The 21,346-nt window shown below is 32.5% G+C and carries 21 protein-coding genes; 11 read left to right on the top strand and 10 right to left on the bottom strand.

What is annotated here, in order from left to right:
- Nucleotides 1-50: 50 nt before the first annotated feature.
- Nucleotides 51-536 (bottom strand): hypothetical protein, encoded by a 486-nt coding sequence (locus ITJ86_RS05370; protein ID WP_195870593.1) that lies wholly within the window; start codon nucleotides 534-536, stop codon nucleotides 51-53.
- Nucleotides 523-1,032 (bottom strand): RNA polymerase sigma factor, encoded by a 510-nt coding sequence (locus ITJ86_RS05375; RefSeq protein ID WP_195870594.1) that lies wholly within the window; start codon nucleotides 1,030-1,032, stop codon nucleotides 523-525. The genes ITJ86_RS05370 and ITJ86_RS05375 overlap by 14 nt, the downstream gene beginning before the upstream one ends.
- A 165-nt stretch (nucleotides 1,033-1,197) precedes the next feature.
- Between ITJ86_RS05375 and ITJ86_RS05380 the strand changes: the two genes are divergently transcribed.
- The 8 genes from ITJ86_RS05380 (at nucleotide 1,198) to ITJ86_RS05415 (ending at nucleotide 9,584) form a co-directional block, all read left to right on the top strand.
- Entirely contained in the window at nucleotides 1,198-2,712 is a 1,515-nt protein-coding gene (locus ITJ86_RS05380) for a S41 family peptidase (protein WP_195870595.1), read from the top strand.
- A gap of 250 nt (nucleotides 2,713-2,962) precedes the next feature.
- The gene (locus tag ITJ86_RS05385; RefSeq protein WP_195870596.1) at nucleotides 2,963-4,111 is read left to right on the top strand and encodes an ABC transporter substrate-binding protein; all 1,149 of its coding nucleotides are present in this window, start codon (nucleotides 2,963-2,965) and stop codon (nucleotides 4,109-4,111) included.
- 89 nt (nucleotides 4,112-4,200) lie between these two features.
- Complete coding sequence (locus ITJ86_RS05390) at nucleotides 4,201-5,223, top strand: FecCD family ABC transporter permease (RefSeq protein WP_195870597.1); 1,023 nt, start codon at nucleotides 4,201-4,203, stop codon at nucleotides 5,221-5,223.
- A gap of 55 nt (nucleotides 5,224-5,278) precedes the next feature.
- Complete coding sequence (locus tag ITJ86_RS05395) at nucleotides 5,279-6,073, top strand: ABC transporter ATP-binding protein (RefSeq protein WP_195870598.1); 795 nt, start codon at nucleotides 5,279-5,281, stop codon at nucleotides 6,071-6,073.
- Nucleotides 6,074-6,160: 87 nt separating this feature from the next.
- The gene (gene rmuC / locus ITJ86_RS05400) at nucleotides 6,161-7,552 is read left to right on the top strand and encodes a DNA recombination protein RmuC (RefSeq protein ID WP_195870599.1); all 1,392 of its coding nucleotides are present in this window, start codon (nucleotides 6,161-6,163) and stop codon (nucleotides 7,550-7,552) included.
- A gap of 169 nt (nucleotides 7,553-7,721) precedes the next feature.
- The gene (locus tag ITJ86_RS05405; RefSeq protein ID WP_195870600.1) at nucleotides 7,722-8,339 is read left to right on the top strand and encodes a transcriptional regulator; all 618 of its coding nucleotides are present in this window, start codon (nucleotides 7,722-7,724) and stop codon (nucleotides 8,337-8,339) included.
- A complete protein-coding gene (locus ITJ86_RS05410; protein ID WP_195870601.1) occupies nucleotides 8,336-9,052 on the top strand; it encodes a DUF3307 domain-containing protein in 717 nt (238 codons plus the stop codon). The genes ITJ86_RS05405 and ITJ86_RS05410 overlap by 4 nt, the downstream gene beginning before the upstream one ends.
- Complete coding sequence (locus tag ITJ86_RS05415; RefSeq protein WP_195870602.1) at nucleotides 9,045-9,584, top strand: acyl-CoA thioesterase; 540 nt, start codon at nucleotides 9,045-9,047, stop codon at nucleotides 9,582-9,584. Before ITJ86_RS05410 ends, ITJ86_RS05415 begins: the two co-directional genes overlap by 8 nt.
- 51 nt (nucleotides 9,585-9,635) lie before the next feature.
- Here ITJ86_RS05415 and ITJ86_RS05420 read toward each other — a convergent pair whose 3' ends face one another.
- The 3 genes from ITJ86_RS05420 to rpmH form a co-directional block, all read right to left on the bottom strand.
- Nucleotides 9,636-9,986: a T9SS type A sorting domain-containing protein gene (locus tag ITJ86_RS05420; protein WP_195870603.1), complete on the bottom strand. Its 351-nt coding sequence runs from the start codon at nucleotides 9,984-9,986 to the stop codon at nucleotides 9,636-9,638.
- 77 nt (nucleotides 9,987-10,063) lie between these two features.
- Complete coding sequence (carB, locus tag ITJ86_RS05425; protein WP_195870604.1) at nucleotides 10,064-12,919, bottom strand: carbamoyl-phosphate synthase large subunit; 2,856 nt, start codon at nucleotides 12,917-12,919, stop codon at nucleotides 10,064-10,066.
- A gap of 130 nt (nucleotides 12,920-13,049) precedes the next feature.
- Nucleotides 13,050-13,211 (bottom strand): 50S ribosomal protein L34, encoded by a 162-nt coding sequence (rpmH, locus tag ITJ86_RS05430; protein WP_195870605.1) that lies wholly within the window; start codon nucleotides 13,209-13,211, stop codon nucleotides 13,050-13,052.
- 183 nt (nucleotides 13,212-13,394) lie between these two features.
- Here rpmH and ITJ86_RS05435 point away from each other — a divergent pair, with 183 nt between their 5' ends.
- The gene (locus ITJ86_RS05435) at nucleotides 13,395-13,973 is read left to right on the top strand and encodes a tetratricopeptide repeat protein (RefSeq protein WP_195870606.1); all 579 of its coding nucleotides are present in this window, start codon (nucleotides 13,395-13,397) and stop codon (nucleotides 13,971-13,973) included.
- 5 nt (nucleotides 13,974-13,978) lie between these two features.
- Here ITJ86_RS05435 and cls read toward each other — a convergent pair whose 3' ends face one another.
- The 3 genes from cls to ITJ86_RS05450 all read right to left on the bottom strand — a co-directional run bounded on the left by cls (nucleotide 13,979) and on the right by ITJ86_RS05450 (nucleotide 17,188).
- The gene (gene cls / locus ITJ86_RS05440; RefSeq protein ID WP_195870607.1) at nucleotides 13,979-15,427 is read right to left on the bottom strand and encodes a cardiolipin synthase; all 1,449 of its coding nucleotides are present in this window, start codon (nucleotides 15,425-15,427) and stop codon (nucleotides 13,979-13,981) included.
- A gap of 5 nt (nucleotides 15,428-15,432) precedes the next feature.
- Complete coding sequence (locus ITJ86_RS05445; protein WP_195870608.1) at nucleotides 15,433-16,392, bottom strand: lytic transglycosylase domain-containing protein; 960 nt, start codon at nucleotides 16,390-16,392, stop codon at nucleotides 15,433-15,435.
- 133 nt (nucleotides 16,393-16,525) lie between these two features.
- The gene (locus ITJ86_RS05450; protein WP_195870609.1) at nucleotides 16,526-17,188 is read right to left on the bottom strand and encodes an alpha/beta hydrolase; all 663 of its coding nucleotides are present in this window, start codon (nucleotides 17,186-17,188) and stop codon (nucleotides 16,526-16,528) included.
- A 162-nt stretch (nucleotides 17,189-17,350) separates the two neighbouring features.
- Here ITJ86_RS05450 and ITJ86_RS05455 point away from each other — a divergent pair, with 162 nt between their 5' ends.
- On the top strand, nucleotides 17,351-17,647 hold the full coding sequence (locus ITJ86_RS05455; RefSeq protein ID WP_195870610.1) for an N-acetyltransferase: 297 nt from the start codon (nucleotides 17,351-17,353) through the stop codon (nucleotides 17,645-17,647).
- Nucleotides 17,648-17,728: 81 nt separating this feature from the next.
- On the opposite strand, the gene ITJ86_RS05460 is transcribed toward ITJ86_RS05455, so the two are convergent.
- Complete coding sequence (locus ITJ86_RS05460) at nucleotides 17,729-18,232, bottom strand: hypothetical protein (protein WP_195870611.1); 504 nt, start codon at nucleotides 18,230-18,232, stop codon at nucleotides 17,729-17,731.
- A gap of 83 nt (nucleotides 18,233-18,315) precedes the next feature.
- Nucleotides 18,316-19,650 (bottom strand): tRNA (N(6)-L-threonylcarbamoyladenosine(37)-C(2))-methylthiotransferase MtaB, encoded by a 1,335-nt coding sequence (mtaB, locus tag ITJ86_RS05465; protein WP_195870612.1) that lies wholly within the window; start codon nucleotides 19,648-19,650, stop codon nucleotides 18,316-18,318.
- A 45-nt stretch (nucleotides 19,651-19,695) separates the two neighbouring features.
- Here mtaB and ITJ86_RS05470 point away from each other — a divergent pair, with 45 nt between their 5' ends.
- Nucleotides 19,696-21,324, top strand: coding sequence for an ABC transporter substrate-binding protein (locus ITJ86_RS05470; RefSeq protein WP_195870613.1), 1,629 nt, complete (start codon nucleotides 19,696-19,698; stop codon nucleotides 21,322-21,324).
- Nucleotides 21,325-21,346: the final 22 nt, after the last annotated feature.

Consider the following 21,346-nt stretch of genomic DNA (forward strand, 5'->3'; position numbering starts at 1 on the left):
GGTATTCGTGAAAATTTTTCAAATTTTTCATAATTTCTAATTTTTCTGTGTTACTTGTTTTTTAAAATTTTGTTTGTCATTGTGTTAAATTCACTTAGCTTACTTGCTTGTTTAGCGCCTTCATCGATGTTCTCACCAGCTACAGCTAAATTTGTTAATTGTGTTTTTCCTTCATTCATCCCAAGAGAGATTAAATTAAAAGCTTCCATCGTTTGGTTATACACCATAAGAGCTTCTTGTTTTTCTTCTTCCGTAGGACCCATAAAACTTGGCACAATTAAACCAAGCATTAGAACGGCAACAGCTGCGACAGAAATCCATTGATACAATTTTGTTTTCTTAGAGTTTAATGGAACGTCTTTGGTATACTGTTCTTGTTTTGATTGCGAAAAGTACTGAAACATAGGTTTGTAATGCTCTAAATGTGCTGCCACATTATCGCTAGCGAAATACGCTTTTAATTGCGCTTCTTCTTGCAAAGATGTTTCTGCATTATGATACTTTTCTATTAAGTCTTCTATATTATTTAATACCATGTTGATGTGTATTAGTTAATTTTTCTCGTATTGTTTTTCGTGCTCTAGATAAATTGACTCTAACCGCTGTTTCATTCATGTCTAACATTTTAGCGATGTCGCTGTAATCATAGTCTTCAATATCTCTTAGCTGTACTATTATTTTTTGTTGTTCTGGTAGGTCTTCCATTATTTTTGACACCCAATCCACGCTATCTTTTGCTTCAACTTGATTTTGCAATGACGAACTGCTATCCGTATAATTACTATGAACAATTTTTAAATTAGAGGCTTGTTTCGATTTTAAGCGATCTAAGCAAAAATTCTTTGTCATCGTCATTGAAAATGCTTCAACATTTTTATAGTCACCAATCTTTTTATTATTCTTCCATAATTTCAAAAGTATTTCTTGTGTAGCATCTTCTGCTTCTTCACGAGAAACCAGTAATCGTTTCGCTAAACGAAATACCTTATCCTTAAATGGCATTACTAAGCTTACAAAATCTGCTTGCTTCATTATTGTTTTGATTGGTTGGTGAAGTCAATATTACTCGCCTTCATTATTACGACGATACACTTTACGTTTTGTTACAAACATTTTTTTTTATTTATAATAATGTAAGTAAATTTAGAGTTTTAGTATAATAAAAGAAAAATTGCTACTCAATAAAGAAAAATAACTATGAAAAAGTTTACGATTTTACTGCTAACTTGTATTACTGTGTTTACAATAACAAGTTGCTTTGAAGACATGGATGATATCGCTGTTTCAAACGTGCAAATAAACAACTTTGTTTGGAAAGGCTTGAATGTCTTCTACGCATATAAAGATAATATTCCAGATTTAGCAAACGATCGTTTTAGCTCTAACGACAATTATTCTAATTATCTAAATAGCTATTCTTCACCCGAAGCGTTATTTGAATCTTTACTTTATTTACCAAATGATGTGGATGAGTTTAGTGTTATTGTTCCTAATTTTTTAGATTTAGAACAACAGTTACAGGGCACATCTCTTAATAATGGAATGGCTTTTGGTTTAGTGAAATTACCAAATGCTGCAGAAGATATCATTGGTTATGTACGCTATGTTTTACCTAATACAGATGCCGAAGCGAAAGGGATTTCTAGAGGAATGATTTTTAACACTATTGATGGCATTAGAATAACAGAAACAAATTTTCGTGATTTATTTAGCCCAACAACCTATACCATAGGCTTGGCTGATTACGATAATAATAACACAACAGAAACAAGAACCGATGATGTTATTACACCAAATAATACGTCGATTACACTTACAAAATCAGAATATACAGAAAACCCTATTTTAACTCATAATGTTCTTAATGTTGGTGGAAGCTCAATAGGTTATTTAATGTACAATGGCTTTAGAATTGGCAACGATAATCTTGATGAATTAAATAATGTATTTGCAGAATTTCAGTCTGCTGGTATTTCTGATTTGGTTTTAGATTTACGTTATAATGGTGGAGGTAGCGTTGATACAGCCATTTGGCTAGCGTCTATGATAACTGGTCAATTTACTGGTGAAGTTTTCTTTAAGGAAAAATGGAACAGTGACATACTTGCTCAGTTTGAACAAAACAACCCTGACGCTTTACTAAATCCGTTTGTAACACAAATGACCAAACAAAATAGTGATGGAGACATCACCTACCAGCAATCTATAAACAGTTTAAACTTAAATAAGATTTATATTATTACAACAGGAAGTAGCGCTTCTGCGAGTGAACTTATAATAAATGGTTTAACACCTTATATTGATGTTGTGCAAATTGGTTCAACGACACGAGGTAAATCTCAAGCTTCGAGAACGATCTATGATTCTTCAGATTTTTCTAGAGAAAATGTAAACCCTAATCATATGTACGCTCTGCAACCGTTAATTTATGAAGCACAAAATGCAGATGGATTTTCAGAATTTTATGATGGCTTAAGTCCAGATCCATTATTTGAAATATCTGAATTTTACGAAAACCTTAATCAACTTGGTAATCCTGAAGAACGTTTATTAGCAGAGGCTATTGCAGACATTACAGCCTCAGGTCGTACAGGTATATCATCGCAACAACCAGAACCGTTAAAGCAAATTAGTGATCAAAATTTTGAAAATCCTTTTAGGTTCGATATGGTAGATGATAGACCATTAGAATCCAATATTTTTCAGCAATAAAACTAAAAAAGCCGCTTTTACAAATTGTGAAAGCGGCTTTTTTAATTCAAAATAAACAGCCTTAGTTATTCAAAGCTTACTACTTTTTCTTATTCATTTTATAGATCAAATAAATGAAGCCAATTAAAAAATGTACAATGATTATTCCTGCAACGATATATAGTGTTAAATTTGAATCGTTTCTCATGACTTTAATATTTTTAACAAAGTTACCAAGTCATCATATCATAAACAGTTACAAAGGTTACATATGAAAATCACTCGAATTTTATTACTTTTTATAGTCGTATTTTATAGTTGCAAAGAAGATAAAAATAAGCCTCAAGAACTTCCTCCTTTAGAAGAAAATGTTCTAGCATTAAAATATGCTGATGGTTTTAAAATCACGCAAACCAATCAGTATAAAACAGTTGAAATAACTAAAGCGTGGCCAAAAGCCGAAAAAACTTACCGCTATTTATTACTTACCAAAGAACAAGCGGCACGTTCAACTTATAATAAGGCTGATTATGATGGAGTTATTATTACTCCTATTACAAAATCTGTAGTGACTTCTACCACGCACATTCCTGCATTAGAACTTTTAGAGGTTGAAAAAACCTTAGTAGGATTTCCTGGTGTAGATTATATCTCTTCAGAAAAAACAAGACAACGTATTGATGCGGGAAAAGTAAGAGCTCTTGGTAAAAATGAAGGCATAAATACTGAGGTTTTACTCGAACTCAATCCAGATGTTGTTGTTGGTTTTGGTGTCGATGGAGTCAATAAAACTTTTGAAGTCATCAAAAAAGCCGGAATTCCTGTGATATATAATGGCGATTGGGTAGAATCTTCCGCATTAGCAAAAGCGGAATGGATTAAACTATTCGGAGTCCTTTTTAATAAAGAAAAAGAAGCCGATTCTATATTTAATCAAATTGAAAGCGATTATTTAGCTGCGAAAGCCATTGCACAAAATTCAGAGCATGTTCCAACCGTTTTTAGTGGTGCTATGCATGAAGAGGTGTGGTATTTACCTAATGGTTCTAGCCCAGAAGCCCAATTTCTCAAAGATGCTAACCTTAATTATCTTTGGAGTGACACTACGGGAAATGGTAGTTTAGCCTTAAGCTTTGAAGTGGTTTTAGATAAAGCCCAAGACACTGAATTATGGTTGAGTCCTTCGTATTATAGCAGCTTAGAGCAATTAGAAAAAGCAAATTCACTTTATACTAATTTTGAAGCCTTTAAGAACAATAACATCTATACGTTTGCGAATACGACAGGTGCAACTGGCGGAGTTTTATATTATGAATTAGGAACCGCAAGACCAGACTTAGTCTTAAAGGATTTAATAAAAATTGCACATCCTGAATTGTTAGGCGATTATGAACCCTACTTTTTTGAAAAATTAAAATAGATTAATGTCATTCTGAGGAACGAAGAATCGGTCTCTTTTAAGTGTTTTTTCTTATATCGTTATGCTAAGTTCTTTTGAATTAAAGAATAATGAAAACCAATCATACATATTCATTTATTATCTTAATAGCAATTCTGCTATTCTGCTTTGTGCTTAATATTAGTTTAGGTTCTATTAGTATACCCTTTTCTGAAGTTTTTGAAAGTTTATTCGGTACAACTCAGAACAACACTTACGATATTATTATTAATAAAGTACGATTACCAAAAGCCATCACTGCAATTATGGTAGGTTCTGGATTGGGGATTTCAGGTCTATTGATGCAAACCTTGTTTAGAAATCCACTCGCAGGTCCCTTTGTTTTAGGGATTAGTTCTGGCGCAAGTTTAGGTGTAGCGATTGTAATCTTAGGTTCAGGCTTATTTGGTGGCATTTTTGCAACCGCATTAATTTCTAAATGGAGTGTTGTGATTGCTGCAAGTTTAGGGAGTTTCCTTGTTTTACTTGCTGTTATTGCAGTTTCTCATAAGGTTAGAGATACCATGGCGATTCTTATCATAGGACTCATGTTTGGAAGTATTACAGCAGCTGTGGTAAGTGTATTATCTTATTTTAGCTCACCCGAACAATTGCAACAATACATTTTTTGGGGTTTTGGTAGTTTAAGTAACTTATCTTGGGAAGAGTTATTAATTTTCTTCGGAATTTATGCGGTTGGACTACTGTTAAGCATTGCGTCCATAAAAGGATTAAACAGTTTATTACTTGGTGATAATTATGCAAAAAGCTTAGGCTTAAACCTAAAACAAAGTAGATTTATTATTATTGTCGCCACGAGTTTAATCGCAGGAACAATTACTGCTTTTGCAGGACCAATTGCGTTTATTGGTTTGGCAATTCCGCATCTCACACGTCAGATTTTTAAAACAACCAACCATAAAATATTATTACCAGCTGTATTTTTATTTGGCGCTATTGTAATGTTAATTTGCGATAGTATTGCGCAAGTTCCAAACAGCGATTATACCTTACCAATTAATGCCATAACCGCTTTAGTTGGCGCACCAGTGGTGATTTGGTTATTAGTTAGACAACGTAAAATGATGTTTTAGACACTATGGAAACCTGTAAGGTTTTAAAAACCTGACAGGTCTGTTAAAAAGATTAATGAAAGAAAACAACCAACATACCATCCTCAAAGCCAATCAACTTTCTATAGGTTATAAATCTAAGAAGGCTGAAACTGTTGTTGCTTCAAATATAAATTTTGAATTGCAAAAAGGGCAATTAATTGGTTTAGTTGGAGCAAATGGTATTGGAAAATCAACCTTATTACGAACCCTTATTAAAGTTCAGCCAGAATTATCTGGTTCCATTTCACTAAACAATAAAGATCTTAGGTCAACTTCCATTCTAGAACTTGCCAAACAATTGAGTATTGTATTAACAGAGCCTTTAACCTCAAAAAATTTATCCGTTTTTGAGTTGGTGTCTTTAGGACGACATCCTTATACCAACTGGATTGGAAACCTCACAGAAGCCGACACAACTATTATAAACGACGCCTTAGTCCTTGTCAATATTTTAGACTTAAAGGATAAAAAATGCTACGAACTAAGTGATGGTCAGCTACAAAAAGTTATGATTGCACGTGCTTTGGCTCAAGATACAGATGTCATTGTTTTAGACGAACCCACATCGCACCTCGATATGTATCACAAAGCCTATATCTTAAAACTGCTTCAAAAGTTAACTAAAGAAACAGGCAAAACCATTTTATTTTCGTCACATGAAATTGATTTAGCGATTCAGTTATGCGATACCATGATTGTAATGCAAAAGGACAACGTGGTTTGTGATCTGCCCTGTCAATTAATTTCTAAAGGTGTTTTTAATTCGCTTTTCCCAGAGGATTTAATTGTATTTGATGATAAAACGGGAAGCTTTCGCGTAACGAAGTAGGTTGCTATGTCGACTATTTGATTTGATTTCATTTTCAACTTCAATTTCCTTTTTATAAATTATCTTTAAGAAATTTACATTTTCAATATGAACGACACACTTATTTTACTCATAACTATTATTATTTCCGCAGGTATTGGTGCTTTTATAGGCCTTAAATTTTCGCAATTAAAAAGTAAAAGTGATAAAAGTACCCTTGAAGAACGCAATGCTAATTTGCAACAGCAATTCAATGAATTTAAAACGTATTCGGAAACCGAAAACCAAAAACAGAACCATTATTTTAATCAGCAATTAACAGACTTAAAGAATACCATTTCTAAAATTGAAACAGAACGTGAAGCGATTAGACGCGAAAAAGATTTTTTAAATACGGAATTGTCTAGACGAAATTCTGAATTTGAAAATCTTAAAAAAGCCAACCTTAAACGCGACGAAGAATTAGCGTTACAACAAGAACAATTACGTAAAGATTTTGAGTTAATGGCATCTAAAATATTAGATGAAAAATCTGAGAAATTTACCCTTCAGAATAAAGAAAATATTAAAAACATATTAAATCCACTTGAAGAAAAAATTAAAACCTTCGAGAAAAAAGTTGAAGACACACAAAAGGAAAGCATTAGTATGCATTCGGCTTTAAAAGAGCAATTATTGGGATTAAAAGATTTAAATCAAATTATGGCAAAAGAAGCCACAAATCTTACCAGAGCTTTAAAAGGAGATAGTAAAACCCAAGGAAATTGGGGCGAATTGGTTTTGGAACGTGTGTTAGAAAAATCGGGATTAGAAAAAGACAGAGAATATTTTGTACAACAGAGTTTTCAACGCGAAGATGGTTCTCGTGTACTACCAGATGTGGTGTTACATCTTCCAGATTCTAAGAAAATGATTATCGATTCTAAAGTGTCATTAACGGCTTACGAGCAATTTGTAAATGCCGAAGATGACCAACAGCCTATATTTTTAAAAGCACATGTTAGTTCCATAAAAAAGCATGTAGATCAACTTTCTGCTAAGAGTTATCAAGATTTATATGATATTGAATCGCCAGATTTTGTATTAATGTTTATTCCTATTGAACCTGCTTTTGCGGTTGCTATAAATGAAGATAATTCGTTGTACAATAAAGCTTTTGAACAGAATATTGTTATTGTTACTCCTTCTACCCTTTTGGCAACTTTACGTACCATTGATACCATGTGGAATAACGAGAAACAGCAGCAAAATGCTTTAGAAATTGCAAAGCAAGCTGGAGCTCTTTACGATAAGTTTGAAGGTTTAGTTACCGACTTAACTAGTGTGGGTAAAAAGATTGATGCTGCCAAAAGTGATTATTCGTCTGCCATGAATAAGTTGGTTGATGGAAAAGGTAATCTTATTTCTCGTGTAGAAAGAATTAAAAAAATGGGAGCTAAAGCTAAAAAATCACTTCCAGAAAGTATTATAAAACGAGCGAATGAAGATGATTTAGATTAAAATTCAACTTCATTCTTATCTCATAATACTCTAGATATTGGCATTCGTTATTCAATTTCTGTACTTTTCTGTTTAAGTTCACAATGTTAAAATATCATTATTTTATGTGATATATTTAATTATCACGTAAAAAAGCGATATATTTGATTATCGCTAAATTATGTGATATATGAAAACAAGTATAATTACAGGAGATATCATAAAGTCTAGGCACCAAACCGACACAGAATTATGGCTATCTACTTTAAAAGAAGCATTGTCTTATCTCAATACAAATCCGCAATATTGGGATATTTATAGAGGTGATAGTTTTCAAATAGAGCTAAAAGATGTATTTTCAGGTTTTATTGCTGCGGTTTATATAAAAGCGTGTATAAAAACGATACATGGTTTAGATGTAAGATTGGCTATTGGTATAGGAGATAAATCATACAAAGGTGATAGCGTAAGTGAATCTACTGGAGCTGCTTTTATTTATTCTGGTGAAACTTTAGAAACCCTTAAAAAGGATAAACAAAATTTAAGAATAAAGACAAATAATTCGCAAATTGATAAAGAACTTAATTTATATTTTAGTCTCGCATTAATAGCTATGGATAGATGGACGGTTAATTCCGCAGAAATCGTAAAGTTAACCATTGAAAAACCTAATGCTTTACAAAGTGAATTAGGTGAAATTATTGGTATAAATCAAAATGCAATAAGTACTAGACAAAAACGTGCTTATTTAGACCAAATACTCGAATTAGATAGTCTTTACCAAGAAAAAATAGCAACACTAGTATGACCGTTATCATCTTAAAACTAATTCTTGCGCATCTTATAGGTGATTTCTTTTTACAACCTAAAAGCTGGGTAAAAGATAAAGAGAAAAAGAAACTGAAGTCAATTTGGCTTTATGTGCATGTGGCTGTTCATGTCGCTTTAATGTTTTTAGTGGTTTGGGATTTATCTTATACTCCGTTAATATTAGGTATTGCGTTGTTACACCTTATTATAGATGCCTTAAAACTCATTTTACATCGAAAAAAAACAAAACGCCTTTTCTTTTTTATAGATCAATTGCTACACCTTATTACAATCATTGGATTAACCGCTATACTTTATGCCGATGCGATTGATATGACACTAATTTTAGACACGAACCTTCTTACTTTATTAATCTGTGTGGCATTTTTAACCAAGCCTACATCTATTATAATGAAGGTCATTTTTTCTAAATGGAATATTTCAAAACTTACAAAAGACAATGAATCCTTAAAAGATGCCGGAAATTATATTGGTGTTTTAGAACGCCTTTTAGTATTTATCTTTATTATAACGGACCATTGGGAAGCCGTAGGTTTTTTAATCACCGCTAAATCCGTGTTTAGATTTGGTGATCTTACAGCTTCAAAAGAACGAAAACTAACCGAATACATTTTAATAGGTACATTAATTAGTTTTGGTATTGCAATACTAACTAGTTTACTATACTTAAATCTTATAAATTATGTTTAAACCCACTGAAGATTCTAGAATTCAGATTTCAGAATTAATGAAACCGTCTCATGCCAATTTTGGCGGTAAAATTCATGGAGGCTACATTTTAAGCCTTATGGATAATGTCGCTTTTGCTTGCGCTTCAAAACACTCTCGCAGCTATTGTGTAACCGCTTCTGTTAATAAAGTAAACTTCTTAAACCCAATTGAAGTTGGCGAATTAGTAACCATGAAAGCTTCCATTAATTATGTTGGTAGATCGTCTATGGTTGTTGGTATCAGAGTAGAATCTGAAAACATAAGAACTGGAAAAAAGAAACATTGCAATTCGTCTTACTTTATAATGGTTGCAGTAGATGAAGATGGAAAAACTGTTCCTGTTCCTGGCTTAATTCTAAATAGTGAATTAGATGCAAAGCGTTTTATTAAATCTATAATAAGACAAGAAAGCGACACAAAACGAAGCGCAGATTTAGAAAATCTATATAAAAATGTAGATCAACATTTAGACAAGTTAAAAAACTACAAAGTGAAAATTGACTTTAAATAAAAAAAGCTAGTTCATATTTTGAACTAGCTTCTCTTTTATCTTGTAAATAATTTATTGTTTTATAAACCGTTTGGTTTGTGTTTCCGTATCATCAGAAATTCTAACTAAATACACTCCGCTTTTCCAATTAGAAACATCTATTGATGATTCTAACTTTGAAATAACACCTTTATAAATTCGTTTTCCTAATACATCAAAGACTTCTAATTTTAAATCTTCTACTCTATTTTGAAACTTAATATTAAGTTTATTCTTCGCAGGATTAGGTGCAATAGTGAATTCATTATTTTGAATTTCTACTGAATTTAAGCTTGTTCCATTATTTTCAATTTGGCTTGTAGATACCTGAGCATACGAATATGCAGTTATAAAAAATAGGATAAAAAGTAGTCTTATCTTCATATAAGTAGGGCATTAATTAATGCTAAGTTAGTAATTATTAGTGAATAACACTTACACTTCATCGAAAACTATGCCAATTATTTACTTAAATACATTTTTCTTCGTGCATATAAATCGTAGAACTGATCATCCTTTAAATTATCTATAAATAAGATACTTTCACCTGTACTCTTCATTTCTGGACCTAGTTGTTTATTCACATTAGGGAATTTATTAAATGAAAATACCGGTTGTTTAATCGCATAGCCTTCTAATTGCGGATTAAAATCAAAGTCAGTCACTTTTTTCTCACCTAACATTACTTTTGTCGCATAGTTTACATAAGGTTCTTTATAAGCTTTTGCAATAAAAGGCACTGTACGCGATGCTCTTGGATTGGCTTCAATAATATAAACAACATCATCTTTTATTGCAAATTGAATATTAATTAAACCAACCGTATCTAATGCTCGTGCAATAGTATGTGTGTGATCTATAATTTGCTGCATCACTAAATCTCCAAGGTTAAAAGCAGGTAATAATGCATTACTATCGCCAGAGTGAATACCACAAGGCTCAATATGCTCCATAATTCCAATGATATAAACATTACCATCTGCATCACAAATTGCATCAGCTTCTGCTTCTATAGCACCATCTAAATAATGGTCTAACAATAATTTATTGCCTGGAATAGATTTTAATAAATCAATAACATGAGACTCTAATTCTTGTTTGTTTATTACAATTTTCATCCCTTGACCTCCTAAAACATAAGAAGGTCTCACTAATATTGGAAAATCTAACACATCCGCAATCGCTAAAGCTTCATCAGCAGATTCAGCAACATCAAACTGTGGATAAGGAATATTATGTTTTTTCAATATGTTTGAAAAACTACCTCTATCTTCAGCTAAATCTAAAGATTTAAAGCTAGTTCCCATAATCTTAACTCCCCATTTTTCGAGTTTCTCAGCCAATTTTAAAGCCGTTTGCCCACCTAATTGAACAATAACTCCTTCTGGTTTTTCATGTTGAATAATATCATAAATATGTTCCCAGAAAACAGGTTCAAAATAGAGTTTATCTGCAATATCAAAATCGGTTGAAACCGTTTCAGGATTACAGTTAATCATAATGGTTTCGTAACCACATTCGGCAGCTGCTAACACACCATGCACACAACAATAATCGAACTCAATACCTTGACCAATTCTATTTGGACCAGAACCTAAAACAATAATTTTCTTTTTGTCTGAAACGATACTTTCGTTTTGAACATACGTCTTTCCATCTGGTGTTTCTACTTCACTTTCAAACGTTGAATAATAATAAGGTGTTTGCGCCTTAAATTCAGCGGCACAAGTATCAACTAATTTAAACACACGGTTGATATTAAGATCCATTCGTTTTTTATGAACTTCACTTTCTAAACACCCTAACATATGTGCTATTTGACGGTCACCATACCCTTTTTGCTTCGCTTCGAGTAACAATTCGCGATCAATAGTATCTACGGTGAACGTAGAAATTTCTCTTTCAATTTGAAATAACTCTTCATATTGCTTTAAAAACCACATATCAATCTTAGTGATTTCATGAATACGGCTTAACGGAATTCCCATAGCAACGGCATCATAAATCACAAAGACACGATCCCAACTTGCATGCGTTAATTTTTCGATAATAGTATCGTAATCTTTATAACCTTTTCCATCTGCACCTAAACCATTTCGTTTAATTTCTAAAGATTGTGTGGCTTTGTGCAATGCTTCCTGAAATGAACGTCCAATAGACATCACTTCACCTACGGCTTTCATCTGTAAGCCTAAGGTACGATCTGAACCTTCGAATTTATCAAAATTCCAACGTGGAATCTTAACCACCACGTAATCTAATGTTGGCTCAAATAATGCTGATGTCGATTTTGTAATCTGGTTATCTAATTCATCTAAATTATAACCGATCGCTAATTTGGCAGCAATTTTTGCAATAGGATATCCTGTTGCTTTACTAGCCAATGCCGAAGAACGCGATACTCTTGGATTAATTTCAATCGCTATAATTTCCTCTTCATCATCTGGACTCACAGCAAACTGCACATTACAACCACCAGCAAAATCTCCGATACTACGCATCATGTGAATGGCCATATCTCGCATTTTCTGAAAGGTTTTATCAGACAATGTCATTGCAGGTGCTAGTGTGATAGAATCACCTGTATGAATTCCCATAGGATCCATATTTTCAATGGTACAGATAATAACCACATTGTCGTTTTTATCTCTAAGTAATTCTAATTCGTACTCTTTCCAGCCAATTAATGCTTTATCAATCATGACTTCGTGAATTGGAGACACCTCCAAACCGCGTGTTAGCATTTCATCAAAATCTTCTTCTTTAAAAACAAAAGAAGCACCTTCTCCACCTAAAGTATATGAGGCTCTAATAACCAAAGGAAAACCGAATTCTTGTGCAATTTCCTTTCCTTTTAAATAAGACGTCGCCGTTGCTTGAGGTGCCATACCAACACCAATTTTAAGCATAAGTTCTCTAAATTGCTCTCTATCTTCAGTAATATTAATCGCATCAATATCTACACCTATAATTTCTACTCCAAAATCTTTCCAAATGCCTTTTTCATCCGCTTCAATACAAAGATTTAAAGCTGTTTGTCCTCCCATTGTTGGAAGTACAGCGTCAATTTGTGGGTGTTCTTTTAAAATCTGAATTAATGATTTTGTTGTTAAAGGCAACAAATACACATGATCTGCCATTGTAGGATCAGTCATAATTGTTGCTGGGTTAGAATTTATAAGAATTGTTTCGATTCCATCTTCTCTAAGTGATCGCAATGCTTGGGACCCTGAATAGTCAAATTCACAAGCTTGCCCAATAATGATAGGACCTGAACCGATTAGTAAAACTGATTTTATGTTGTTATTTTTAGGCATGTTATTGAGTGTTTAATATTGAAATAAAATAAACGTTATTAATTTGGCTGTGCAAAAATAGTTAAGAATAGGATACAAAAAAAGGCGTTACACCTAAGTAACGCCCTAATATATTAACAATTGTTAATCATTATTTTTTATGTCTTGCTTCTGTAGATACAGACAATTTCTTTCTTCCTTTAGCTCTTCTACGTGCTAAAACTTTTCTTCCGTTAACAGAAGCCATTCTTTCTCTGAAACCGTGCTTGTTTTTTCTTTTTCTCTTTGACGGTTGAAACGTTCTTTTTGGCATTGTCTTATATTTTTAATAAACTAATAATCTTTTCTGAAAATTGAGACCTCTCTCAAAACTGCGTGCAAATATACAACAAGTTTTTACTTTAGCAAGAAGCAAAAGAAAAATTTTGTATAGAATTTTAACTCTTAGATTTTATTATCTTTGCGCTCTGCAAAAATACACATAAAACACATATATATGTTTAATAAAAATCTAAAACTAGTCATCGCCGCATTAATTATAGGTTTTGGTATCTATCAATTTACTGAAGGTTACATTGGTAACGGCATCATGTACCTATTGCTTTCTACGATCTTCATTTTTCTTTATTTTAAAAATGAGTTGATTTTACTCGCCTTTTTAAAGCTGAGAAAGCAAGATTTTGTTGGTGCTAAAAAATGGTTAGATAAAATTAAAAATCCTGAAGCAGCTTTAGTAAAAAAACAACAAGGGTATTTAAATTACCTTAATGGTATTATGGTTTCTCAAACCAATATGAATGAAGCTGAAGGGTATTTCAAAAAAGCGATTAGTTTAGGTCTGTCAATGGATCATGATTTAGCTATGGCAAAATTAAACTTAGCTGGAATAGCTTTTTCTAAACGCAGAAAACCTGAAGCTCAAAAACTTTTAGCCGAAGCACAAAAATTAGACAAAAGAGATATGCTTACCGATCAGATTAAGATGATGAAGCAGCAAATGAAGAAAGCTTCAATTCCGAAGCAACAATACGGTCAGCCAACATCTGCAAGACAAAACCGCAGAAGTAGAAGGTAGTTTTTTTATAATAAAGGTGCCATTAAGCGCGCAGTAGCTTCAATAAGTTTGGTACGTTTAGAACGTTTTTTCCAAGATTCTAGTTCTAACTTTTCGCAGTGTTTTAAATCATCTGTAAAGAATTGAGTAAGTTCATTACTAATTTTTTTATCATAAATTAAAGCGTTGACTTCAAAATTAATATTGAAGCTTCTGTAATCCATGTTGGTTGTTCCTACTGTGCTAAACACACCATCAACTACCATCGTTTTTGCATGAATAAATCCTTTGGTATATTGATACACCTCAACTCCAGCTTCTAAAAGCATTTGTAAATAAGAGTTAGTTGCGTATTCTGCAATCCAAGAATCTGAATTTTTAGGAACAATTAGCTTAACTTCAATATTACTTCTTGCAACAACTTGAAGTGCCGTAATTACTTCGCTATTAGGAATAAAATATGGCGTTGTAATATAGACATAATCTTCAGCATTGGTAATCGCTACAAAAATTGCTTCCATTATATTAGACCAATCTGTATCTGGTCCACTTGCTGCAATTTGAAGCGGTACTGTTGCTTTACAATGATGCTCAGGGAAATAGGTTTTAGAAATTTGTATTTCGGAATCACTTACAAAGTCCCATGTTGTAAAAAACAATATTTGTAAAGGCTTAACAGCTTCACCAACTATTCTAATATGTGTATCTCTCCAATATCTATCGTTGTTTGCATTAACATACTGATCCGAAACATTAACACCACCAACATAGCCTATCTTTCCATCAATCACAACAATTTTTCGATGGTCTCGATAATTCATTTTTCCAGTTGAATTAGAAAATCGGACTGGCATAAAGGCATGCATTTCAACTCCACAATCGTTTAGCTTACGCTTCATTTTAGATGATATAGAACTTCCAACATCATCAATAACGATTCTAATTTCGAGACCTTCCTTTGCTTTTTTACATAATAAGTTGAGAAGTTCTGTTCCAATTTTATCATCCTTTATTACAAAATATTCAAGGTGTATGTGGTTCTTAGCTTCCTGTATATCTTTAAATAAGAGTTTAAATTTTTCGTCGCCATTTTTAATAAGTCTTACATCATTATTTATGGTAAGTTTTGACTTTTCGTTATTATATAACAACGGAATCAGTTTCGACTTTTGATCGAGTAAATCATCTACTTCGTTAATCGCTTTGGTATTGAGCTCTAACGCATCTTGAATTTTCTTAACAATAGATTGATTTAAAACGTGTTTTCTAGAAAATATTTTTGTTTTTCTGTATTCTTGACCAAAAAGATAATAGACTATTATACCCACAAAAGGTAATGCTAACAGCCCAATAATATAACTTAAGGCTTTGGTTGGATTTAGTTTTTTAAACAGAATTGTTACTACGGCAGATAAGGCAATTGCGTAGTTTAAGACAATTAAAATTTGCCAAGTATGGTCTTTTACAAAATCCAATGTATTTATGGTGTGGTGTTAGTACTATAATAGCCTTTTTCTGGTATTTCTATTTTATATAACTTTCTCGATCTGTTATTTAAATGTGGCTCTCTTAACCATGGGTTATGAAGTTTTAATATTTTATAGTTAATATCAAATTGCTTTGCAAAATTCGCAAAATCAACCACAGCAGTATCTACGTCCACTTTAAAAGTTGGCACGGCTTTATACAAGTGTGTTTTGTTGAAATTAAAACCATATTTCTCAGGATGAGATAAAATTTCTTTTAACGCTACAATCCTAAGCACATATCTACCTGTTTCTTCGCCTAATAATAAATCGTAATAACCAGTAACATCTTGCGCTTTTAATCGTCTTGAAATCCCTGCATTTCCGGCATTATAAGCAGCAGCAGCTTTGGTCCATGTTCCTAAGTTTTCTTTTGCCTTTTTTAAATAATCGCACGCGACTTCTGTAGCCAATTCTAAATTGTAACGTTCATCTACATTAGAGTTTACTTCTAATCCATTTTCGCGACCTGTTGCAGGCATTATTTGCCAGATTCCACTTGCTCCTGCTGGTGATTTTGCTGTTTGAATTAATCCACTTTCAATGACTGCCAAATATTTAAAATCATCTGGGACTCCATTTTTCTTCAAAATTGGCTCTATAATTGGGAAAAATTTTTGAGCACGTTTAAACATTAATAAACCGTTAGATTGCCAATAGGTATTAACCAATAATTCTCTATCCATACGCTCGTAAATATCAGGATCTTCAATAGGAACGGCTTCACCTGCAAAGTTTAAATTCTCAGGCATTTCTAATGCGTAAACATTATAATTATTTACAATAGGATCTTCTGTTCCTATTAAATTATCTTGTACTGCTGTTTCATCAGGTGACTTTTGCATAGAGAAAATAAACAAGCCTGATATGCCGACTACACCTAATAATGCTAAGCTATTTTTTATAATTTTCATGTCTTTATATTTATTTGAATGTCGTGACTTAACTATTATCAATCATCGCTCAGATTAACAATGCTTTAGAGTACGCACTTTTTATTAGTTTTCTTTTTTATAAATGTAATCAATCTTACAACAGGATTCAAACTCAATCCAAAATTAGTTTTGGTAAATTTTCGTTAAACCATTTATATTTATTAATAATCATAATATGTGTTCCGCCTTTAATTACAATACAGTCTCCACCACAAGAATGTGTAAAAATCATATCATTATCACCATGAATATAAATTGCATTAGGATGCGGATTCTCTTGCTCCCAACACACTACCTGTTTTATAGACCAATCTAAATAGGTTTTATCACTCACAGAAAGGTACTTCTTATAGAGATCCACTCGCTTTTTTATAGTTTCACCAAAAGCATATTTAGCTAATAAATCTATATTTCCTAATAAAGACGTTGGCAAAATCTTATAAGCTTTGGTTATTTTCAACAATTTTAATCGTTTTGGCAGCTCGTGATGCGATTTAACACTAGAAACAACTATTAATTTCTTGAGGCTTAAAAACTTGCTCATTTCCTGAACCAAAATACCACCAAAAGATACACCGAGCAAAACTATATTATTGTGTGTAATACATTGACACATCCGTTTTGCATATTGCTCTAATGTTTCGGTTTTATTAGGTATTTGCCACTCTAACCAATGAATTTGAAAGTGATCTTCTGGCAATTTTATATGTTCAAATATGGATGGATTTGCAGCCATTCCTGGCATCAAATAAACATGTATCAATTGGTCACTCATTGGTCTTAAAACTTTTATTTTGAACGTCTTAATTAACTACAATTCTAGGTTTTTAACCTCGACAAGGCAAAACTTTCGTTGATTTTACTTACCTTTGCACAGCAAAACTATATAAAATATAGTATCTACACCGCCAACCGCTGAATTTAATATAAAGAAATTATGACAGAAACTGCTGAACTGACTGACAATGACTTCCTGCGTCAATTTGAATTAAAGGTTGAAAACGACATGGCTATTATTGAGTATTCTTTGCAAGAACGAAAGATATTCTTAACCAAAATGGTTATTCCTGACACGATAAGGTCTGATGAATTTGAACAAGATTTTATTGATTTAGTCTTTGCAAATATTAAAGAACGAAACATTAGTGTGGTACCAACAAGTCCTGAAATCGCAAAATTTGTAAGACGAAACAGAAAATATAAGCGTATGCTTCCTGTAGGTATTCGTATATAACTCTAGATGTTAGATATTAGACAATATAAAAAAATCCGAAACGTAATATGTTTCGGATTTTTTTATGTCTAATTTTTAAGTTTATTGTTTGGTATAAACAAGTGTTAAATCTTTAGTTTCTAGTACTTCTGTAAAATCTTCATTATAAATATCTACAGCATTTTTATAAACCGTTGTTAAGGTATTTTGTTGCAACACATAAACTCTATCTGAAATTTTAATAGTATCCTCATCTGTAATATTATATTCTGACGCAAAACTTATAATTCCCTCTGTATTACAATCTGAATTAATTCTGTACACATTGGTAGTGTCTTCTTTGTAGTATTGTAATGGGTTAGAAAACTCGTTTCCAGAAAAAACAGAACCATTATTTTTAAAGGTTAATGTCTCCTCTTTATTACAGTCTATTTCCTTAGTGAGATTTGTGTTAGATTCACCATCTTGGTTAACATCAAAAGGGATATCAACAGTTCTTGTAGTTAACAACCATACACCAACAATGTCATGTTCACTTTCATCTGAACACGATGTTGTCATACCAATTATACAAATGAGAAAACAAACTGCTAAAATCTTATTCAATGTGGACGAATTTAATAAGACCAAATATAAAACGAAATACGGTATTTGTAGAAAAATTCGTGTGATTAAATATAAAAATTAAGCTATTTTAAGGCTAATTCCTTTAGAAATTCAAAACGAACCAAACCATCGTCATCAATTTTAGTTAATTTCACGTTTTCGAGTGTATTTACTAATTCTGGATTCCAAGGTGCTTTTACTTTTACATAATTTTCTGTAAAGCCATGAATGTAACCTTCTTTGTTTTCGCTTTCAAACAATACAGTTCGTTCTGTGTTTAATTGTTTTTCATAAAAAGCACGTCGTTTTTTAGCTGATAAGCCTCTTAACATTTTACTGCGCTTTGCACGTTTTGCTTTAGAGACCACATTTGGCATTTCTGCAGCTTCCGTATTGTCGCGTTCTGAATATTGAAACACGTGTAAATACGAAATATCTAATGCGTTCAAAAAGTTATACGTTTCAAGAAAAGCATCGTCTGTTTCACCAGGAAAACCAACAATAACATCAACACCAATACAAGCGTGTGGCATCACTTCTTTTATCTTAGACACTCTATCTACATACAGTTCCTTCATGTAGCGACGCTTCATCTTTTTTAAGATGTCATTACTTCCACTTTGTAATGGTATATGAAAATGAGGTACAAAAGCTCTAGAGTTAGACACTAAATCTATGGTTTCGTTTTTCAGTAAATTTGGTTCAATTGAAGAAATTCTTAGGCGTTCTATGCCTTCAACTTTATCTAACTCTTTAACCAAATCTAAAAAGGTATGTTCGTGCTTTTTATTCCCGAACTCCCCTTTTCCGTAGTCTCCAATATTTACTCCAGTTAACACAATCTCCTTAATCCCTTTTTCTGAAATTTCTTTGGCATTCTGTAATACATTCACCATTGTATCACTACGAGAAATACCTCTTGCTAACGGAATTGTACAATACGTACATTTATAATCGCAACCGTCTTGAACTTTTAAAAATGCTCTAGTTCTATCACCAATAGAATAACTTCCTACGTAGAAATCGGCATCTTCTATTTCACACGAATGCACTTCACCAAAATCGTTTTTAGTTAGGTCATTTAAGTAATCTGTAATTTTAAATTTCTCCGTTGCACCCAAAACCAAATCTACTCCGTTCACATCGGCTAATTCTTCTGGTTTTAATTGCGCGTAACAACCAATAGCAGCAACAAAAGCATCTGGGTTACTTTTTTGAGCATGCTTAACAATAGTTTTAAAACGCTTGTCCGCATTCTCGGTTACCGAACAGGTGTTAATCACATATATATCAGCCGTTTCTTTAAAATCTACACGATCAAAACCTTCATCCTTAAAACTTCTAGCAATTGTAGAGGTTTCAGAAAAATTAAGTTTACAACCTAATGTATAAAATGCGACTTTTTTTGTTGGATTCATTCTTGTACTTTTACCAAGTTGGCAAATTTACAACATATAAGTTATATGCTAAAACTTACACCATTCTTATTCAATAGATTACTTATTACAGTCGTCATTTTCACGGTATGTTCTTGTACTTCAAATGAAAACGAACATCCAGATCATCTTGTTTTTAGATATAACGAACACAAAAATATAGGTTCTCTAGATCCTGCATTTTCAAAGGATTTAGCAGATATTTGGGCAACACACCAATTATTTAATGGTTTAGTTCAGATGGATGATCAATTGAATGTAAAGCCGGCTATTGCTAAAAATTGGACAATTACAGATAGTGCAACTACTTATAATTTCACCCTTAGAAACGATGTGTTTTTTCATAAACACGAAGTGTTTGAACAAGATTCCACAAGAAACGTTACAGCTTCAGATTTTGAATATAGTTTCAATAGATTAAAAGACGAAACGATAGCCTCACCAGGAAGTTGGGTTTTAAATAAGGTGACTAAATTTTCAGCCGTAAATGACTCAACGTTTCAAATTAAATTGAAGCAACCATTTCCAGCATTTTTAGGGTTACTTACCATGAAATATTGTTCCGTTGTTCCGAAAGAAATTGTTGAACATTATGGTAATGATTTTAGATCGCATCCTATTGGAACAGGGCCTTTTAAATTTAAACGATGGGAAGAAAATTTAAAATTAGTTTTTAGACGAAATAATCATTATTTCGAAACAGATGCAACAAACCAACAATTACCTTACCTCGAGGCTGTTGCTATAACGTTTTTACCAGACAAACAAAGTGAATTTCTTCAGTTTGCCCAAGGTAATATCGATTTTGTATCTGGATTAGACGCCTCTTATAAAGATGAAATTTTAACCACAGTTGGCCAGTTAAAAACCAATTATAAGGACGATGTGAATATGATTCGTGGTCCATATCTTAACACTGAATATTTAGCGTTTTATATGGAAACTAAAGTTAATACCATTCAGTCTTTAAAATTGAGAAAAGCAATTAATGTCGGTTTTGATCGCGATAAAATGATGATGTATTTGAGAAATGGTATAGGTATTCCTGCAAGTGGTGGATTTATTCCTAAAGGTCTACCTGGTTATGATGATACAATTGGTTTTACCTACGATCCTGAATTAGCAAAACAATTAGTTTCTGAATTTAAAGCTGAAACAGGAATTAATGATCCCGAAATTACGCTAACTACAACAAGTAATTATTTAAGCTTTTGTGAATTTATTCAACGCGAACTTCAAAAAACAGGTTTGTTAGTTAATGTAGATGTTATTCCACCATCAAGTTTAAAAGATGCCAAAGCCAATGGACAAGTAGATTTTTTTAGAGCCAGTTGGATAGCCGATTATCCTGATGCAGAAAATTATTTATCACTATACTACAGTAAAAACTTTGCTCCAAATGGTCCTAATTACACCCATTTTAAGAGTGCTGAATTTGATAAAATGTATGAAGCGGCATACTTAGAAACAGACTCCGAACGTCGGATAGAGCTTTACACAAAAATGGATTCTCTTATTATGGCTTCTGCACCAATAGTGCCTATGTTTTATGATGAAGTTGTTCGGTTTACTCGAAAAAACGTAAGCGGATTAGGAATTAACGCAACCAATTTACTGGAACTGAAATCTGTTAAAAAATCAGAACTTAAAAACTAAAAACAGTAAAACGCATCAAAAC

The organism is Winogradskyella marina, from assembly GCF_015645385.1.
GTDB classification, from domain to species: Bacteria; Bacteroidota; Bacteroidia; order Flavobacteriales; family Flavobacteriaceae; genus Winogradskyella; species Winogradskyella marina.

Coding starts and splice junctions, on each gene's coding strand:
- ITJ86_RS05415 (WP_195870602.1), top strand. CDS start 9,045: ATGTTTAAACCCACTGAAGATTCTAGAATTCAGATTTCAGAATTAATG.
- ITJ86_RS05385 (WP_195870596.1), top strand. CDS start 2,963: ATGAAAATCACTCGAATTTTATTACTTTTTATAGTCGTATTTTATAGT.
- ITJ86_RS05370 (WP_195870593.1), bottom strand. CDS start 536: ATGGTATTAAATAATATAGAAGACTTAATAGAAAAGTATCATAATGCA.
- rmuC (WP_195870599.1), top strand. CDS start 6,161: ATGAACGACACACTTATTTTACTCATAACTATTATTATTTCCGCAGGT.
- ITJ86_RS05445 (WP_195870608.1), bottom strand. CDS start 16,392: ATGAAAATTATAAAAAATAGCTTAGCATTATTAGGTGTAGTCGGCATA.
- ITJ86_RS05420 (WP_195870603.1), bottom strand. CDS start 9,986: ATGAAGATAAGACTACTTTTTATCCTATTTTTTATAACTGCATATTCG.
- carB (WP_195870604.1), bottom strand. CDS start 12,919: ATGCCTAAAAATAACAACATAAAATCAGTTTTACTAATCGGTTCAGGT.
- ITJ86_RS05455 (WP_195870610.1), top strand. CDS start 17,351: ATGACAGAAACTGCTGAACTGACTGACAATGACTTCCTGCGTCAATTT.
- ITJ86_RS05410 (WP_195870601.1), top strand. CDS start 8,336: ATGACCGTTATCATCTTAAAACTAATTCTTGCGCATCTTATAGGTGAT.
- ITJ86_RS05375 (WP_195870594.1), bottom strand. CDS start 1,032: ATGAAGCAAGCAGATTTTGTAAGCTTAGTAATGCCATTTAAGGATAAG.
- ITJ86_RS05470 (WP_195870613.1), top strand. CDS start 19,696: ATGCTAAAACTTACACCATTCTTATTCAATAGATTACTTATTACAGTC.
- ITJ86_RS05390 (WP_195870597.1), top strand. CDS start 4,201: ATGAAAACCAATCATACATATTCATTTATTATCTTAATAGCAATTCTG.
- ITJ86_RS05395 (WP_195870598.1), top strand. CDS start 5,279: ATGAAAGAAAACAACCAACATACCATCCTCAAAGCCAATCAACTTTCT.
- ITJ86_RS05380 (WP_195870595.1), top strand. CDS start 1,198: ATGAAAAAGTTTACGATTTTACTGCTAACTTGTATTACTGTGTTTACA.
- rpmH (WP_195870605.1), bottom strand. CDS start 13,211: ATGCCAAAAAGAACGTTTCAACCGTCAAAGAGAAAAAGAAAAAACAAG.
- ITJ86_RS05435 (WP_195870606.1), top strand. CDS start 13,395: ATGTTTAATAAAAATCTAAAACTAGTCATCGCCGCATTAATTATAGGT.
- mtaB (WP_195870612.1), bottom strand. CDS start 19,650: ATGAATCCAACAAAAAAAGTCGCATTTTATACATTAGGTTGTAAACTT.
- ITJ86_RS05450 (WP_195870609.1), bottom strand. CDS start 17,188: ATGAGTGACCAATTGATACATGTTTATTTGATGCCAGGAATGGCTGCA.
- ITJ86_RS05405 (WP_195870600.1), top strand. CDS start 7,722: ATGAAAACAAGTATAATTACAGGAGATATCATAAAGTCTAGGCACCAA.